A 14,860-nucleotide genomic window follows, 5' to 3' on the forward strand; every position below is an offset into this window, starting at 1 on the left:
GAACGGATCATACGCGGGGGCCGCGCACGAACATGCGTGAGCGCGGACCCGGGTGAAGGGCCAGGAGGGTGACCCCAGGGTGAGCATCGTCGTCGTACGGCGTCCCGAACGCCGTCCCCCGCCCAAACCTCCCCGGGGCGAGGTCCTGCTCGAGTCTCCGCCGGAGATCCCCGAGGTCGAGCCGCAGGGTTTCGCCGCGGTGCTCACCTACCTGCCGATGGTGGCCGGTGGCGCCGCGATGGGCCTGATGTTCACCGCCGGGGGAAACACCAACCCGATCATGTACGTGGCCAGCGGCCTGTTCGCCGTCTCCATGGTGGGCATGTCGCTCGGGCAGATCAGCCGCCAGGCCGGGGAGCGCAAGCAGCGGCTGAACGGCCTGCGCCGCGACTACTTCCGCTATCTCTCCCAGATCCGCAAGCGGGTACGGCGGGCGGCGGCCCAGCAGCGGGAGGCCCTCGAATGGGGCGCCCCCGCCCCCGACTCCCTGTGGTGGGTCGCCATGGGCCAGCGCCTGTGGGAACGGCGCCCCAACGACGACGACTTCGCCACCGTGCGGCTCGGCACCGGCGTGCAGAAGCTCGCCCTCAAGCTCATCCCGCCCGACTCCAAACCCGTCGAGGACCTGGACGCGCTGTCCTCCGGCGCGCTGCGGCGGTTCATCCGGGCGCACTCGACCGTGTCCCAACTGCCGATCGCCGTGGCCCTGCACTCCTTCGCGCGGATCAGGCTGACCGGCGACGCGGCGTCCGTCCACGAGATCGTGCGCGCGATGATCGCTCAGATCGCGGTGTTCCACTCCCCCGACGACATGCGGATCATGGTGTGCGCGGACGAGGAGTGGATGCCCCAGTGGGACTGGGTCAAGTGGCTGCCCCACGCGCTGCACCCCGAGGAGAGTGACGCCGCGGGACCGGTCAGGCTCATGACCCGCGACCTCGGTGAGCTGGACAAACTGGTCGGCGGTGAGCTGAGGGAACGGGCGCGGTTCAGTCCGGGCGCCGCATCGAGCGCCCTGCCGTACCACGTGCTGATCATCGACGGCGGGCACGTGCCGCACGACTCCCAGCTGGGCGGCGACGCCATCCAGGGCGTCACCGTGATCGACCTGTCCGACTCGGCGGCACCGGTCGAGGAGAAGAACACGCTGCGGCTGGACGTCCGCCCCGACGGCTTCTTCATGGTCAAGATCGACCACACCGGCAAGGAGAGCACGACCCGCCTCGGCGATCCCGACCGGCTGGACTTCCTCCGGACCGAGGGGCTGGCCAGGCAGCTCGCGCCGCTGCGCGCCTCCACCGCCAAGGGCGGGGAGACGCAGGACATGCTCTCGGTGAACACCTCGCTGACCGACCTGCTCGGTGTCGGCGACCCGACCCGCCTGGACACGGCGGCCACGTGGCGGCCCAGGGCCGGGCGCAACCGGCTGCGGGTGCCGATCGGCCTCGGCTCCGACGGGCGGGTGGTCGAGCTGGACATCAAGGAGTCCGCCCAGGGCGGGATGGGGCCGCACGGGCTGGTCATCGGCGCGACCGGCTCGGGCAAGAGCGAGCTGCTGCGCACCCTGGTGCTCGGCCTGGCGGTCACCCACTCCTCAGAGATCCTGAACTTCGTCCTGGTCGACTTCAAGGGCGGCGCCACCTTCCTCGGTCTCGACGGCCTGTCCCACGTCTCGGCGGTCATCACCAACCTCGAAGACGAGCTGCCCCTCGTCGACCGCATGTACGACGCCCTGCACGGCGAGATGGTCCGCCGTCAGGAACTGCTGCGCGCCGCCGGGAACTACGCCTCGCTGCGCGACTACGAGCGCGCCCGCGAGCAGGGCGTGAACCTGACGCCGATGCCCACGCTGTTCGTCGTCATCGACGAGTTCAGCGAGCTGCTCGCGGCCAAGTCCGAGTTCATCGAGCTGTTCGTGATGATCGGGCGACTCGGCCGCTCCCTGGGCGTACACCTGCTGCTGGCCTCCCAGCGCCTGGAGGAGGGGCGGCTGCGCGGCCTGGACACGCACCTGTCCTACCGGGTGGGCCTGCGTACGTTCTCGGCGATGGAGAGCCGGGTCGTGCTGGGCGTGGCCGACGCCTACGAGCTGCCGTCCGCTCCGGGCAACGCCTATCTCAAGTTCGAGACCACCGGGATGACCCGCTTCAAGGCCGCCTACGTGTCCGGCCCCTACCAGGCGGACCCGCGCCACGCGGCGGCGCCGGACGGACGGGTGACGATCCGGCAGGTGGTGGAGTACGGCCCGGAGTTCGTCCCGGTTCCCATCGTGGAGGAGTCCGCACCGCAGGAGCAGGCCTCGGGCGAGAACAGCAGCCTGATGGACATCATGGTCAACCGGCTGAACGGCCAGGGCCCGCCGGCCCACCGCATCTGGCTGCCCCCGCTGGGCGAGCCCCCGACCGTCGCCCACCTGCTCCCGCCGCTGTCAGTCACCCCGGAACACGGCCTCACCACGGCCGGATGGGCGGGCCGAGGCCGCCTGCACGCCGTCGTGGGCGTCATCGACAAGCCGTTCGAGCAGCGCAGTGACCCGTTCTGGCTGGACCTGGCCGGGGCCGCCGGTCACATCGGCGTCGCCGGGGGCACGCAGAGCGGCAAGAGCACGGTGCTGCGCACGCTGATCACCAGCATGGCGCTCACCCACACGCCCCGCGAGGTGCAGTTCTACTGCCTGGACTTCGGCGGCGGCTCGCTCGCCTCGCTGGAGGGGCTGCCCCACGTGGGCGGGATCGCCAGCCGCCTCGACGGTGAGCGGGTCCGCCGTACGGTCGCCGAGATCGCCCTCCTTCTCCAGCGGCGGGAACGCGACTTCACCGCGCAGGGCATCGACTCGATCGCCACCTACCGGCGGCGGCTCGCCGAGGGGACGATCGAGGGTGACGGCTGGGGGGACGTCTTCCTCGTGGTCGACGGCTGGCTGACCGTCCGGCAGGAGTTCGAGACGATCGAACCTGTGATCACCGACCTGGCCGCGCGCGGCCTCGGCTACGGCATCCACGTGGTGGCCGCGACCAAGAAGTGGTCGGAGTTCCGGCCGGGCATCCGCGACCTGTTCGGCAACCGGGTGGAGCTCAAGCTCGGCGACGCCTACGAGTCCGAGGTCAACAGGAAGGCGTCGCTGGCCGTGCCGGAGGGCGTGCCTGGACGCGGGCTCACCAAGGAGGGCCTGCACTTCCTGGCCGCGCTTCCCCGCATCGACGGCGTCCAGGACCCCGAGGACCTGTCCACGGGGGTACGCGCGCTCGTCTCGGCCGTCAAGGACGCCTGGAAGGGTCCCTCCGCACGGGCCGTACGGCTGCTGCCGCCGGTACTGGCGATCGAGACGCTGCCCGGCATCGCGGAGACCGGGGCGGGGCGGATCCCGATCGGCATCGACGAGGCCGCCTTGGCGCCCGTCCTGCTCGATTTCGAGACGGACCCACACCTCATCGTGGTGGGCGACACCGAGAGTGGGAAGTCCAACCTGCTGCGGCTCGTCACCGAGGGCCTGGTCGCCCGGCGTACCCCGCAGGAGGCCATGATGATCGTTATCGACTACCGGCGGTCGCTGCTGGACTCCGCCGCCACCGAGCACCGCATCGGCTACGCCGCCTCCGGCAAGGCCGCCCTCGAACTGGTCAACGACGCGCGGAGCGCGCTGCTCAAACGGCTGCCTCCGGCCAATCTCACCCCCGACCAGCTCCGGGCCAGGAACTGGTGGCAGGGCTGCGACCTCTACATCGTCGTCGAGGACTACGACCTCGTCGCGACCTCGTCGAACCCGCTGCTGCCGCTGGCGGAGCTGCTGCCGCAGGCCCGCGACATCGGGTTGCACCTGGTCATGTCACGCGCGATGGGCGGCATAGGGCGGGCGATGTTCGACCCGGTCATCCAGCGGGTCAAGGACATGGCCAGCCCCGCCGTCATCCTCTCCGGCAACAAGGACGAGGGGGCCCTGTTCGGCAACGTGCGCGCCCACCCGCTCCCGCCGGGCCGGGGGTACTACGTCGAGCGGAAGTCCGGCACCCGCCTCGTCCAGACCGCCTTCCTGCCGCCCCCGGACATGTAACCGGGGCACCCGTCGCGAACGGGAAGTCCCACCGAAAAGTCATCCAGGTAGGTACAAAAAGGTTAAAGGTATGTAAACTCTTGATCAAAAGTCGTCTACGTGGAGCCTGAGCCCGCTCGCGAGTCTCACGGCCCGGTTGCGTGGGGAGATCGGCATGGGCCAGGCGGACCAGCAGGGATTCGGATACGTTCCCGGCGGGCTGATCAGGGATGGGGCCGACCTGCGGGCCGCCGGGGAGTCCCTGAGAACCCCCCTGGAGACGTTCATGGACAACGCCGCCCCCACCTCGACCTGCTTCGGCCTGGTCCCCGAGGGGTCGGACGAGCTGGCCAAGGACTACATGAATTTCTTCAAAGAGACCGTCCAGATCCTGACGACGCTGCACCAGGACCTGTCCGGTGCCGGGAACGGGCTGATAGCCAGCGATCTCACCTACCAGAGCGCCGACGGCACGGGCCCCTCCTGACGGGACCCGTCCGCTATGCTCGATCTTGATCGGCTTCGGCCGGTCCTGATCGGCTCTGCGGCGATGACCGGAGAGGGGACGGCCGGATGGGAATCGACCTTCACTTTCAGGCGCTTGAGCAGTGCCGCAAGGACGTGGGGAAACTGGCTAACGAGGTGCGCGACGAGGTCGGCGACAATCACCCCGCCTCGCCGTCCAACACCTCCGACTACGGGAAGCTGACCGGCTCCGCCGCGCTGGCCGGTCTCGTCGACGACCTTGAGAAGCTGATCGACGACGAGCTCCGGCAGGTCACGGAGAAGCTCAAGGGCGTCGAGCGCGCCATGAGCGGGGTGCAGGACAACGTCCGCGGCGCGGATGACGCCAGCCGGCCAGGAGGCCGCTGATGGCCACCCCCGACGATCTCGCAGGTTCCCTTCAGGCGCTGCCCCGCGGCGGCGAGCTCGCCGCACTCAGCGACAAGGCCTCGGGCGCCCCGGCGGCGATCCGCGCGGTCGCGACCCGCTGGCGCGGGACGGCGGGCAAGACGGTCGGGCTCATGGCCGACCTGAACACCACGGCGACCAACGTGGACGACGCCTGGCAGGGCGAGTCCGCGGACGCCTTCAGGGACTACATACGGACCTACGGCAAGGCCGGCGACGGGTTTCACGACGCGCTGGCGAACTGTGCGAACCTCCTCGACGCGGTCGCCTCGAAGCTGGAGGAGGCGAGTTCAAAGATCAACGGCATCTGCGGCAACCTCCTCACCCGGGTGGAGACCCATCGCAGGAACAACCCCGACAGGAAGGAGAGCGATCTCAGCGGGGACTTCGCGCCGTGGGTGGACACGGCCATCTCCAGCGCCGGCGCCGCGATCGAGCCCGCGAACACCGCCCTGAACCAGGCCGTGACCGCTCTTGAGCGGTACAAGAAAGACGAGCTGGCCTACTTCGCCCACATCAAGGCGCCGGGCAGCGACGACTCCATCCCCACCTCCGGTTGGGAGCGTGCCCCCGACTACCGGCCCCGGGGTGGATCCGACGACCCCGCCTCCAGCTCCGGCGGATACGGCGCGGAGGGCGGGAACACCTCCGGCGGGCACGGCGGCACGTCGTCGGGCGGCGGAGGCGGCGGAGGCGGTGCCCCCGCGCCGAAGCAGGAGGTCGTGGAGTGGATCAAGGAGGCGCTCACGATCCTGCGGGACAACGGCGTGGCCGTGAACCCGAACGACCAGGCCACCATCGACAAGATCTGGACGATCATCTTCCACGAGTCGGGCGGCAACCCGCAGGCGATCAACAACTGGGACTCCAACGCCGCCGCCGGCATCCCGTCCAAGGGGCTCATGCAGACGATCGACCCCACGTTCCAGGCGCACAAGCAGCCCGGCTACGGCGACATCTGGAACCCGGTGCACAACATCATGGCCGGTGTCCGCTACACCATCAGCCGGTACGACTCCCTGGACGGCCACCCCGGCCTCGCGTCCATCAGCGGCGGCGGCGGCTACAAGCCGTACTGACCCGCGACGGCGCCACCCCCACCGGATCATGAGCCGGTGCGCCCATAAAGTGAAGGGATGAGACTCACGAAATTCGGGCACGCGTGTGTCCGTCTGGAGAAGGACGACTCCGTCCTCGTGATCGACCCGGGCGCCTTCAGCGGGGAGTCCGTGCTCGACGGGGCGCGAGCCGTGCTCATCACCCACGAGCACTTCGACCACGTGGACCCCGACCGGCTGCGCCGGGCGGCCGAGGCCGACCCGTCCCTGGAGGTCTGGACCAACGAGGGCGTGGCCGCCACGCTCACCGACTTCCCCGCCAAAATCCAGGTGGTACGACACGGCGACGCCTTCGACACGGCCGGTTTCGGGGTGAAGGTCGTCGGCGAGTGGCACGCCCCCAACCACCCGGACCTGCCGATCGTACGCAACATCGGCTTCCTGGTGGAGGAGGAGGTCTTCTACCCGGGCGACGCGTTCACCCCGCCGGGCGTCGAGGTCCCCACTCTCCTGGTGCCGACCAACGCGCCGTGGATGAAAGCCTCGGAGATGGTCGAGTATCTCCGCCTGGTCCGCCCGGCCCGCGCCTTCTCCACCCACGACGGCCTGCTCAACGACATCGGGCTCGGCCTCGTCGACACGTGGCTGCGGATGGAGTCGGACAGCCAGCGGGCCGACATGCGCCGCCTCAAGCCCGGCGAGTCGGTCACCCTGCCGTAGCCGGGACGGGCCTCCCCGACCGGAGGCCCGGCACGGGCGGGCTCAGGAGGCCGAGGCGATGGTGGCCGAGCCGATCACGGTGTCGCCGAGATAGAGCACGGCCGCCTGCCCCGCCGCGACCCCGGTGGCCGGGCTGTCCAGCGTGATGTGGACCTCCCCGCCGGAGAGCTGGGCTCGGCAGCCGTACACCTCGCCGTGGGCGCGGAGCTGGACCGTGCAGGCCAGCGGCTCGCGCGGCTCGTCCACCGGGCCGTTCCAGACCGGCCGCTCCGCGACGATGGTCGTGACCTGGAGGGACGAGCGAGGGCCGACGGTGACCGTGTTGGAGACCGGCTCGATGGACAGCACGTAGCGGGGGCGGCCGTCGGGGGCCGGGCGGTCGATGCGCAGGCCCTTGCGCTGGCCGATCGTGAAGCCGTAGGCGCCCTCGTGGTCGCCCACGACCTCGCCGGACTCGTCGACGATCGAGCCCCGCGACGCGCCGAGGCGGTCGGCGAGGAAGCCCCGGGTGTCGCCGTCGGCGATGAAGCAGATGTCGTGGCTGTCGGGCTTGTCGGCCACCAGGAGGCCGCGCCGCGCGGCCTCCTCGCGGACCTGCGCCTTGGTGGAGTCGCCCAGCGGGAAGATCGCGTGACCGAGCTGCTCCCTGGTGAGCACGCCCAGGACGTACGACTGGTCCTTGCCCTGGTCGGGGCTGCGGCTCAGGACGCCGTCCGCGACCCGCGCGTGGTGCCCGGTGGCCACCGCGTCGAAGCCCAGCGCGAGGGCCCGGTCGAGCACCGCCTCGAACTTGATCTTCTCGTTGCAGCGCAGGCACGGGTTGGGCGTGCGGCCGGCGGCGTACTCGCTGACGAAGTCCTCGACCACGTCGCGGTGGAACCGCTCGGCCATGTCCCATATGTAGAAGGGGATGCCGATCACGTCGGCGGCCCTGCGGGCGTCTCGCGAGTCCTCGATCGTGCAGCACCCGCGGGCGCCGGTCCGATAGGACTGGGGGTTGGCGGAGAGGGCGAGGTGGACACCGGTGACGTCATGGCCCGCCTCGGCGATGCGGGCGGCCGCCACTGCGGAGTCGACGCCACCGGACATGGCGGCAAGCACACGAAGACTCATAACCCCTTGAGCGTACCCGCGCCGGCGCCCACCCCGGCGGGCCGGGAGGCCCCGGAACCGCCCGCCGGCTCGCACGGAAGGCCCCAGGCGAGGGCCGGGAGACCGGAAGGAACGAGCCCGCACCGTACGGGATCAGCTCAGACCCGCACGACAGCTGCCTTTACCGGCCCGGATCCGAGGGCCCGTACACGGCACGGATCAGCTCAGACCCGCACGACGGGCACGCTCGACGACGAGGCCGATGACCTCGGCCAGCCGGTCCACGTCCGCCTCGGTCGAGGTGTGCCCCAGGGAGAAGCGCAGCGAGCCACGCGCCCGGATCCCGTCGGCGCCCATCGCGAGCAGCACGTGGGAGGGCTGGGCCACCCCGGCCGAGCAGGCCGAACCTGTCGAGCACTCCACACCCTTGGCGTCCAGCAGCATGAGCAGGGCGTCGCCCTCGCAGCCGGGGAAGGAGAAGTGCGCGTTGCCGGGAAGGCGGTTCACCGGGTCGCCGTTGAGGATCACGCCGGGCACCGCCTCGCGGACCCTGCGGATGAGGTCGTCACGGAGCCCGGTCAGCCGGGCCGAGGTCTCGGCCTGCCTGGCCACCGCGGCCCGCACCGCCATGGCGAAACCGGCGACGGAGGGGGCGTCGAGCGTGCCGGAACGGATGTCGCGTTCCTGGCCGCCGCCGTGCAGCACCGGCACCGGGTCGACGCCCCGGGCGAGCAGCAGGGCACCGACGCCCATCGGGCCGCCGACCTTGTGCCCGGAGAGCGTCAGCGCGTCGATCCCCGAGTCGGCGAAGACCACGGGAAGCTGGCCGACGGCCTGGACCGCGTCGGTGTGGAAGGGGATGCCGTGCTCTCTCGCGATCGCGGCGAGCTCGTGGACCGGCTGGACGGTGCCGACCTCGTTGTTGGCCCACATGACGCTGACCAGGGCGACACTCGCCGGGTCGCGCTCGACGGCGTCGCGGAGGGTCCGCGGGTGCACCCGGCCGAACTCGTCGACGTCGAGCAGCTCGACGGTCGCGCCCTGGTGGGCGCTGAGCCAGTGCGCGGGATCCAGCGCGGCGTGGTGCTCCACCGCGCTGATCAGGATCCTGTCGGCGCCCCCGGCACGGCGGGCCCAGTACAGGCCCTTGACCGCGAGGTTGTCGGCCTCGGTGCCGCCCGCGGTGAAGACGACCTCGCTGGGCCTGGTGCCGAGCGCGGCGGCGATGGTCTCCCGCGACTCCTCCACGACCTGGCGGGTGCGGCGGCCGGCGGTGTGCAGGGAGGACGCGTTGCCGACCTGGCCGAGCTGGGCTGTCATCGCCTCGATCGCCTCGGGAAGCATCGGCGTGGTCGCCGCATGATCGAGATAGGCGGACTTCACGACCGCATTCCCCTCCCCAACTCGCTGTCAACCTTCCAAGCGTATCCGCGCCCGTGTAGGACCTGATCCCGGAGTTGACCACTGAACCGTCCAGACGGTACAGTAACCGCCATGAGACGGGAAGAGCTGTTGGACGCGGCAGAGGATCTGCTCTGCGACCAGGGCTCCCAGGCGCTCACCCTGGCGACCGTCGCGGAGCGCGCCGGATGCAGCAAGGGCGGCCTGCTCTACCACTTCGGCACGAAGGAAGCCCTGATCAAGGGCATGGTCGAGCGGCTGATCGAGGAGTTCGACGAGCTCGTCGCCGCTCAGGGTCTCGACACCTATACCAAGAACTACCTGGCGGCCACGTTCGCCGCCGTGCAGAGCGGCAGGCTGCGCCGCTGGGCCGTGGTGACGGGAGCCTCCGGCAACCTCTACCTTCTGGCGCCGCTGCGGGTGGCGATGGCCCGGTGGCACCGCGAGGGGCTCGACAGCGAGCCCGACCCGGGGGCGGCGCAGATCGTGCGCCTGGCCTGCGAGGGGTTGTGGGACGTGGCGAGCCACGACCCCGATCTCTATGACACCGAGCACTTCGAGAGCCTGAAACAGCGCCTGCTGGCCCTGCTGCCCGCCTGATCGCCCTGCCCGTCCGATCCCCCTGACGCCGCGACGCGCCGGTCGGCGGGCACCTGTCTGATCATTCACCTGACCAGGGGAAACACTCACAAAGATTGGTGGTCGCTTTCGCACGCGCGAAAGCGACCGACTTTGGTGTGCCCGCTCCCCGGTTTGTCAAAACATTTATTGAAGGGATTGAGTCATGACCCGCGACCTGAGAGCGGCTCGAAACGGGGCGGTTCTCACATTCGTGCTCGCCGGACTGCTGTGCGGATCGATGACCGTGCGCATTCCGGCGCTCTCCGACAAACTCGGCCTGTCCGAGGCGTCGGTGGGCGTCACCCTCCTCGTGTGGGGGCTGGGAGCGCTCATCACCATGCAGTCGATGCGCGGGGTGATGGCACGCTTCGGCAGCCGGAGCATCCTGCGGGTCGCGGCCCCCCTGACCGCGATCACCCTGGCGCTGCTCGCGGTGGCGCCGTCGTTCCCCCTGGCCCTGGCCGCGAGCGGCCTGTTCGGCATGGCGTTCGGCGCGGTGGACGTCGCGATGAACGCACAGGGATCGGCGGTCGAGCGCGCCTACGGCCGCCCGCTGATGAACGGCATGCACGCCGGCTGGTGCGTGGGAGCGATCTCCGCGGGCCTGCTGGGCACCGTGGCGATCGCGGCGGGACTCTCGATCACGGTCCACCTGGCCCTGGTCGCCCTGCTCGCTCTCCCCGTGGCGGTCCTCGTCAGCCGCTCCTACCTGCCGGAACCGGTGGCGGCCACTCGCCCGCTCGCCCGCTCGGCCGAGAGCCGGAGCACGGCACGGCGCCGGATGCCCCCGGTGGTCTACCTCCTCGGCGTGATCGCCTTCTGCGCGTTCATGGTGGAGGGTACGGTCGCCGACTGGAACGGCCTGTACCTGCGGGACGTGCTGGGCGCGCCGGAGGCGCTCGCCGCCCTGGGCTACCCGATCTTCGAGGCGGGCATGCTGGCCGGGCGCCTCGCCGGTGACCGTGTCCGGACCCGATTCGGCGCCCGCGGCATGATGGTCGCCTCGGGCCTGGCCACCGCCGCGACCTTCGGCGTGGTCATCACGGCCCCCACGGCGCCGATCGCCATCTCGGCCATGCTGTTCGTGGGCGTGGCCGTGGCGACGGTCTCGCCGATGGCCATGTCCCTGGCGGGCGGCGCGACCGGCAGTCCCGGACCGGCCATCGCCCAGACCGGCGCGATGGGCTACGCGGGACTGCTGCTCGGCCCGGTGATCATCGGTTTCCTCTCGGACCTGATCACGCTCAGGGTGGGCCTCGGCCTCGCCGTGGTGCTCGGCGTCCTGATCGCCGCGGTCGCGTGGTTCCTGCCCCGCTCCCGCGCGATCACCGTCCCGCTGGAGGCCCCCAGGCGCGAACTCTCCATGGCGGCCTGACCCCGGCGGGCCCACGAACCACGGGCCCGTACCGGCCCGCCGGTGAGAGCCGGAACACGAAGAGGGCACCGCACGACGCGTGTGGTGCCCTCTCCCGTTGCTGCCTGCCGGTACGCGGTGACCCGGCCGGTCACTTGCGCTTGGTGATCTCCTGGGTCAGCTGCGGGACGATCTGGTGCAGGTCGCCCACGACGCCGTAGTCGGCGAGTTCGAAGATCGGCGCCTCGGGGTCCTTGTTGATCGCGACGATCGTCTTGGCGGTCTGCATGCCGGCCCGGTGCTGGATGGCCCCGGAGATGCCCGCCGCGATGTACAGCTGCGGCGAGACGGTCTTGCCGGTCTGGCCGACCTGGAACTGGTGCGGGTACCAGCCGGCGTCGGTGGCGGCGCGGGAGGCGCCGACGGCCGCGCCGAGCGAGTCGGCCAGCTCCTCGATGATCGAGAACTTCTCGGCCGAGCCGACGCCCCGGCCACCGGAGACCACGATCGCGGCCTCGGTGAGCTCCGGGCGCGCGCCCTTCTCCTCCTTGACCCGCTCCACGATCCTGGCGCCCTTGGCGGCGTCGGACACGGTGAAGGTGACGCGCTCCTCGGTGCCCGCGCCCGCGGCGGCCTCGATGGGGGTGGCGTTGGGGCGGACCGCGACGATCGGGGTGCCCTTGGTCACCCGCGACCGGACGTTGACGCCGCCGCCGAAGATGGACTGGTCGGCGACCAGGCCGTCCTCGATGCCCACGACGTCGGTGAGCACACCGGAGTCGATCTTGATGGCGAGGCGGCCGGCGATCTCCTTGGCCTCGGCCGTCGCGGCGACGAGCACCGCGACCGGCGACCTCTCGGCCACGAGGTGGGCCAGCAGCTCCGCCTTGGGTGCCACGACGTAGTCGCTGACCTCGGCGGAGTCGGCCAGGTAGATCTTCTCCGCACCGTACTCGGCCAGCCTGGCCCGGGCGTCGGGAGAGTAGCCCTCGCCCGTCCAGACCGCCGCCGGGGTGCCCAGCTTCCTGGCGAGTGTCAGCAGCTCAAGGGTGACCTTCTTGACCTGGCCCTCGACGTGCTCGACCAGAACGAGAATCTCGGACATTCCAGCTAACCCCCGCTCTCAGACGAACTTCTTCGACGCGAGGAAGTCGGCGGCCTTCACGCCACCGTCGCCCTCGTCCTTGACGATCGTGCCCGCCGCGCGCAGCGGGGCGGGCACGAAGTCGGCGACCTCGCTCCAGGAGTTGGCCAGGCCCACCTGGGAGGCGTCGATCCCGGCGTCGGCGACGCCGAGCTTCTCGACCGGCTTCTTCTTGGCGGCCATGATGCCCTTGAAGGACGGGTAGCGCGGCTCGTTGATCTTCTCCACGACGGAGACGACGGCGGGCAGCGAGGCCTCGACCCTGTCGTAGCCGTAGTCGGTGACGCGCCGGATGGAGATGGAGCCCTTGTCGGCGATCTCCACATGGTTGGCGAAGGTGAGCTGCGGCACGCCGAGGCGCTCGGCCAGCATGGCGGCGAGGACGCCGGTACGGGCGTCCGTCGACTCCGAGCCGAGCACGACCAGATCGAAGCCGATCTTCTTGAGGGTCTGTGCCAGGGCGTGGGAGGTGCCCAGGGCGTCCGAGCCGTGCAGCGCGTCGTCCACCAGGTGGACGGCCTTGTCGGCACCCATGGCCAGGGCCTTGCGGATGGTGTCGCTCGCCTTGGCGGGACCCATGGTGAGGACGGTCACCTCACCGCCGTGGGCCTCCTTCAGGCGCAGCGCCTCCTCGACCGCGTATTCGCACAGCTCGTTGATGACGCCGTCGGCGGCGTCGCGATCGAGCGTATTGTCATTGGACCTCAGCTTGCGCTCGGTCGCCGTGTCGGGGACCTGCTTCACGCAGACGACGATGTTCATGGCCGGTGGCCGACCTCCCGTGTTCGCGTACGCCACCGCGTCGCTGCGGTGACGCCGGATGCGGTACGTGCACGCGGGGTACGTGCACGCGCTGCCAAGACTGCCAGAAGACTGCAACAAGACTGCCAAATGCCCTCGGGCGGCGTGGCAACGGGTGGCCCGAGCGATACGTGCCCGCCCCGGCCCCCCGCGATTATGTTACCCATCGGTAGCTTAGGTGCAAACCTCCAGGTTGCACGGCTCGCGCCGGGCAGCCGCAGTCTCCCCCGAGAACCATCCCCCTACCATACCGAACTATATTCCGGTATTCGCGTGCGGGCCCCACGCCACGCGTACGGTCCGGGCCCGCTCAGCCGGCCACCAGGATCCCGACCAGGACGAAGACGACGGTGCCCAGCACCAGCGCCAGGGTGAACGTGCTGAAGAACGTGCTCAGGACCGCTCCCAGCGCGACGGCCCCGGCCCCCGCGGCCAGGTCGAGGATCATGCGCCCGCGGTTCCGGTGGGCGAACAGGGCGATGCCCGCGTCGACGAGCATCACCGAGCCGTACCCGGTCAGCAGCAGCAGCGCCACCTCGGGCAGCGGCTCCCTCGCGGTCGCGGCCGCCAGGGAGACGAGCAGGCCGGTGCCGACGACCCAGCGGCGGTGCAGGACGGCCCTGCGGCGCTCGCGGGCCTCCTCGGGCGAGGGCCTGCCCGCCGGCGGGCGCGGCTGCCCCGGCCGCCACTCCCGGGTGCCGAGATCCTGCATCCCGGTGTCCGCGGCGTCCTGGGGCGGCCTGCTCCTCGGCACCGGGATGTCCTGGGGCCGGGGTTCCGGGAACGGCCCGGCATCCGGGAGATCCGCTTTCGCGAACGGCGGGGGGTCGCGGAACGCGGCCGGCCGACGCCGTGCGCCCTCGGCCTGGGCGATCCTCCCGGCGTCGGCGTCGGCGGCGGCGCGGCGGGGCACGGTCGGCCGTACGACGGGGATGCCGCCCAGCCACGCCACGATCCTGTCCGCGGGCGGCCGGGCGGCGGGATCGCGCAGCAGGCACTCGCCGAGCGTCGGCTCCAGCCATTCGGGAACGCCGTCGAGGTCGGGAGGGTGATGGACGACGCGGTAGCCGATCGCCGACGCCGGGCCGGTGCCGTAGGGGTGCCGTCCCGTGGACGCGTACGCCAGCGTCGCCCCGAAGGCGAAGACGTCGGCCTCGGAACCGGCCTCCGCACCCTCCAGCACCTCGGGCGCCAGGTAGCCGGGCGTGCCGAGCACGGCCCCCGAGGCGGTGACCGAGGGCGAGTCGAGCGCGGAGGCGATGCCGAAGTCGATGACGACCGGCTCGCCGTCGGTCAGGATCACGTTGGCGGGCTTGAGGTCGCGGTGCACCACCCCGGCGGCGTGCACGGTGGCCAGGGCCTCGGCCAGGCCGCGCGCCAGCCGCACGAGAGCGTCGCCGAGGACCGGCCCGTCGGCGGCGACCACCGCGCCGAGCGGGCGGCCCTGCACGTAACGGGTGACCAGATAGGGGCGGGCCCCCTCCAGGGAGGCGTCCAGGACCTCGGCGACACGCGGGCCCTGGACCAGCCGCATGGTCTCGACCTCGCGGGACAGCCTGGTCAGGGCCGTCTCGTCCGCCGCGACATGGGGATGCAGGATCTTGACCGCCACCGTGCGCCCCTCGGGGTCCAGCGCCAGGTGGACCTCGCCGAAACCTCCGGCGCCCAGTCTCGACAGCAGGCGGTAGGGGCCAAGGCGTTCACCGTCCGCCGCAACCATGCGACTC

The 14,860-nt window shown here is 71.1% G+C and carries 12 protein-coding genes; 7 read left to right on the plus strand and 5 right to left on the minus strand.

The genetic code is table 11. The features are described 5' to 3' along the window. The first annotated feature begins 79 nt into the window (after positions 1-79). The 5 genes from eccCa to OG587_RS45965 all read left to right on the plus strand — a co-directional run bounded on the left by eccCa (position 80) and on the right by OG587_RS45965 (position 6,720). Entirely contained in the window at positions 80-4,051 is a 3,972-nt protein-coding gene (eccCa, locus tag OG587_RS45945; protein ID WP_329085333.1) for a type VII secretion protein EccCa, read from the plus strand. A gap of 154 nt (positions 4,052-4,205) precedes the next feature. Beyond that, positions 4,206-4,517: a hypothetical protein gene (locus tag OG587_RS45950; protein ID WP_329085335.1), complete on the plus strand. Its 312-nt coding sequence runs from the start codon at positions 4,206-4,208 to the stop codon at positions 4,515-4,517. A gap of 86 nt (positions 4,518-4,603) precedes the next feature. Continuing rightward, the gene (locus tag OG587_RS45955; RefSeq protein WP_329085337.1) at positions 4,604-4,903 is read left to right on the plus strand and encodes a hypothetical protein; all 300 of its coding nucleotides are present in this window, start codon (positions 4,604-4,606) and stop codon (positions 4,901-4,903) included. Further along, on the plus strand, positions 4,903-6,021 hold the full coding sequence (locus tag OG587_RS45960) for a transglycosylase SLT domain-containing protein (RefSeq protein ID WP_329085338.1): 1,119 nt from the start codon (positions 4,903-4,905) through the stop codon (positions 6,019-6,021). Before OG587_RS45955 ends, OG587_RS45960 begins: the two co-directional genes overlap by 1 nt. 57 nt (positions 6,022-6,078) lie before the next feature. After that, positions 6,079-6,720: an MBL fold metallo-hydrolase gene (locus OG587_RS45965; RefSeq protein ID WP_329085340.1), complete on the plus strand. Its 642-nt coding sequence runs from the start codon at positions 6,079-6,081 to the stop codon at positions 6,718-6,720. A gap of 42 nt (positions 6,721-6,762) precedes the next feature. On the opposite strand, the gene mnmA is transcribed toward OG587_RS45965, so the two are convergent. After that, positions 6,763-7,833 (minus strand): tRNA 2-thiouridine(34) synthase MnmA, encoded by a 1,071-nt coding sequence (gene mnmA, locus OG587_RS45970; RefSeq protein WP_329085342.1) that lies wholly within the window; start codon positions 7,831-7,833, stop codon positions 6,763-6,765. A gap of 198 nt (positions 7,834-8,031) precedes the next feature. Then, positions 8,032-9,195: a cysteine desulfurase family protein gene (locus OG587_RS45975; RefSeq protein WP_329085344.1), complete on the minus strand. Its 1,164-nt coding sequence runs from the start codon at positions 9,193-9,195 to the stop codon at positions 8,032-8,034. Positions 9,196-9,306: 111 nt separating this feature from the next. On the opposite strand from OG587_RS45975, the gene OG587_RS45980 reads away from it, so the two are divergent. Together OG587_RS45980 and OG587_RS45985 are read left to right on the plus strand one after the other, a co-directional pair. After that, complete coding sequence (locus OG587_RS45980) at positions 9,307-9,813, plus strand: TetR/AcrR family transcriptional regulator (RefSeq protein WP_329085347.1); 507 nt, start codon at positions 9,307-9,309, stop codon at positions 9,811-9,813. Between the two features lie 184 nt (positions 9,814-9,997). Then, the gene (locus tag OG587_RS45985) at positions 9,998-11,209 is read left to right on the plus strand and encodes an MFS transporter (protein ID WP_329085349.1); all 1,212 of its coding nucleotides are present in this window, start codon (positions 9,998-10,000) and stop codon (positions 11,207-11,209) included. Positions 11,210-11,339: 130 nt separating this feature from the next. Here the strand turns inward: OG587_RS45985 and OG587_RS45990 are convergent, their stop codons facing one another. The 3 genes from OG587_RS45990 to OG587_RS46000 all read right to left on the minus strand — a co-directional run bounded on the left by OG587_RS45990 (position 11,340) and on the right by OG587_RS46000 (position 14,853). Then, positions 11,340-12,293, minus strand: coding sequence for an electron transfer flavoprotein subunit alpha/FixB family protein (locus OG587_RS45990; RefSeq protein ID WP_329085350.1), 954 nt, complete (start codon positions 12,291-12,293; stop codon positions 11,340-11,342). Positions 12,294-12,311: 18 nt separating this feature from the next. Next, on the minus strand, positions 12,312-13,094 hold the full coding sequence (locus OG587_RS45995; protein WP_329085352.1) for an electron transfer flavoprotein subunit beta/FixA family protein: 783 nt from the start codon (positions 13,092-13,094) through the stop codon (positions 12,312-12,314). A 349-nt stretch (positions 13,095-13,443) separates the two neighbouring features. Next, entirely contained in the window at positions 13,444-14,853 is a 1,410-nt protein-coding gene (locus OG587_RS46000; RefSeq protein WP_329085354.1) for a serine/threonine-protein kinase, read from the minus strand. Positions 14,854-14,860: the final 7 nt, after the last annotated feature.

The organism is Streptosporangium sp. NBC_01469 (assembly GCF_036227305.1).
GTDB lineage: Bacteria > Actinomycetota > Actinomycetes > Streptosporangiales > Streptosporangiaceae > Streptosporangium.

Bases quoted from the DNA above. Each gene is read 5' to 3' on its own strand.
- OG587_RS45985 (WP_329085349.1), top strand. From the start codon at position 9,998: ATGACCCGCGACCTGAGAGCGGCTCGAAACGGGGCGGTTCTCACATTC.
- OG587_RS45955 (WP_329085337.1), top strand. From the start codon at position 4,604: ATGGGAATCGACCTTCACTTTCAGGCGCTTGAGCAGTGCCGCAAGGAC.
- OG587_RS45965 (WP_329085340.1), top strand. From the start codon at position 6,079: ATGAGACTCACGAAATTCGGGCACGCGTGTGTCCGTCTGGAGAAGGAC.
- mnmA (WP_329085342.1), bottom strand. From the start codon at position 7,833: ATGAGTCTTCGTGTGCTTGCCGCCATGTCCGGTGGCGTCGACTCCGCA.
- OG587_RS45980 (WP_329085347.1), top strand. From the start codon at position 9,307: ATGAGACGGGAAGAGCTGTTGGACGCGGCAGAGGATCTGCTCTGCGAC.
- OG587_RS45950 (WP_329085335.1), top strand. From the start codon at position 4,206: ATGGGCCAGGCGGACCAGCAGGGATTCGGATACGTTCCCGGCGGGCTG.
- OG587_RS46000 (WP_329085354.1), bottom strand. From the start codon at position 14,853: ATGGTTGCGGCGGACGGTGAACGCCTTGGCCCCTACCGCCTGCTGTCG.
- OG587_RS45995 (WP_329085352.1), bottom strand. From the start codon at position 13,094: ATGAACATCGTCGTCTGCGTGAAGCAGGTCCCCGACACGGCGACCGAG.
- OG587_RS45960 (WP_329085338.1), top strand. From the start codon at position 4,903: ATGGCCACCCCCGACGATCTCGCAGGTTCCCTTCAGGCGCTGCCCCGC.
- OG587_RS45990 (WP_329085350.1), bottom strand. From the start codon at position 12,293: ATGTCCGAGATTCTCGTTCTGGTCGAGCACGTCGAGGGCCAGGTCAAG.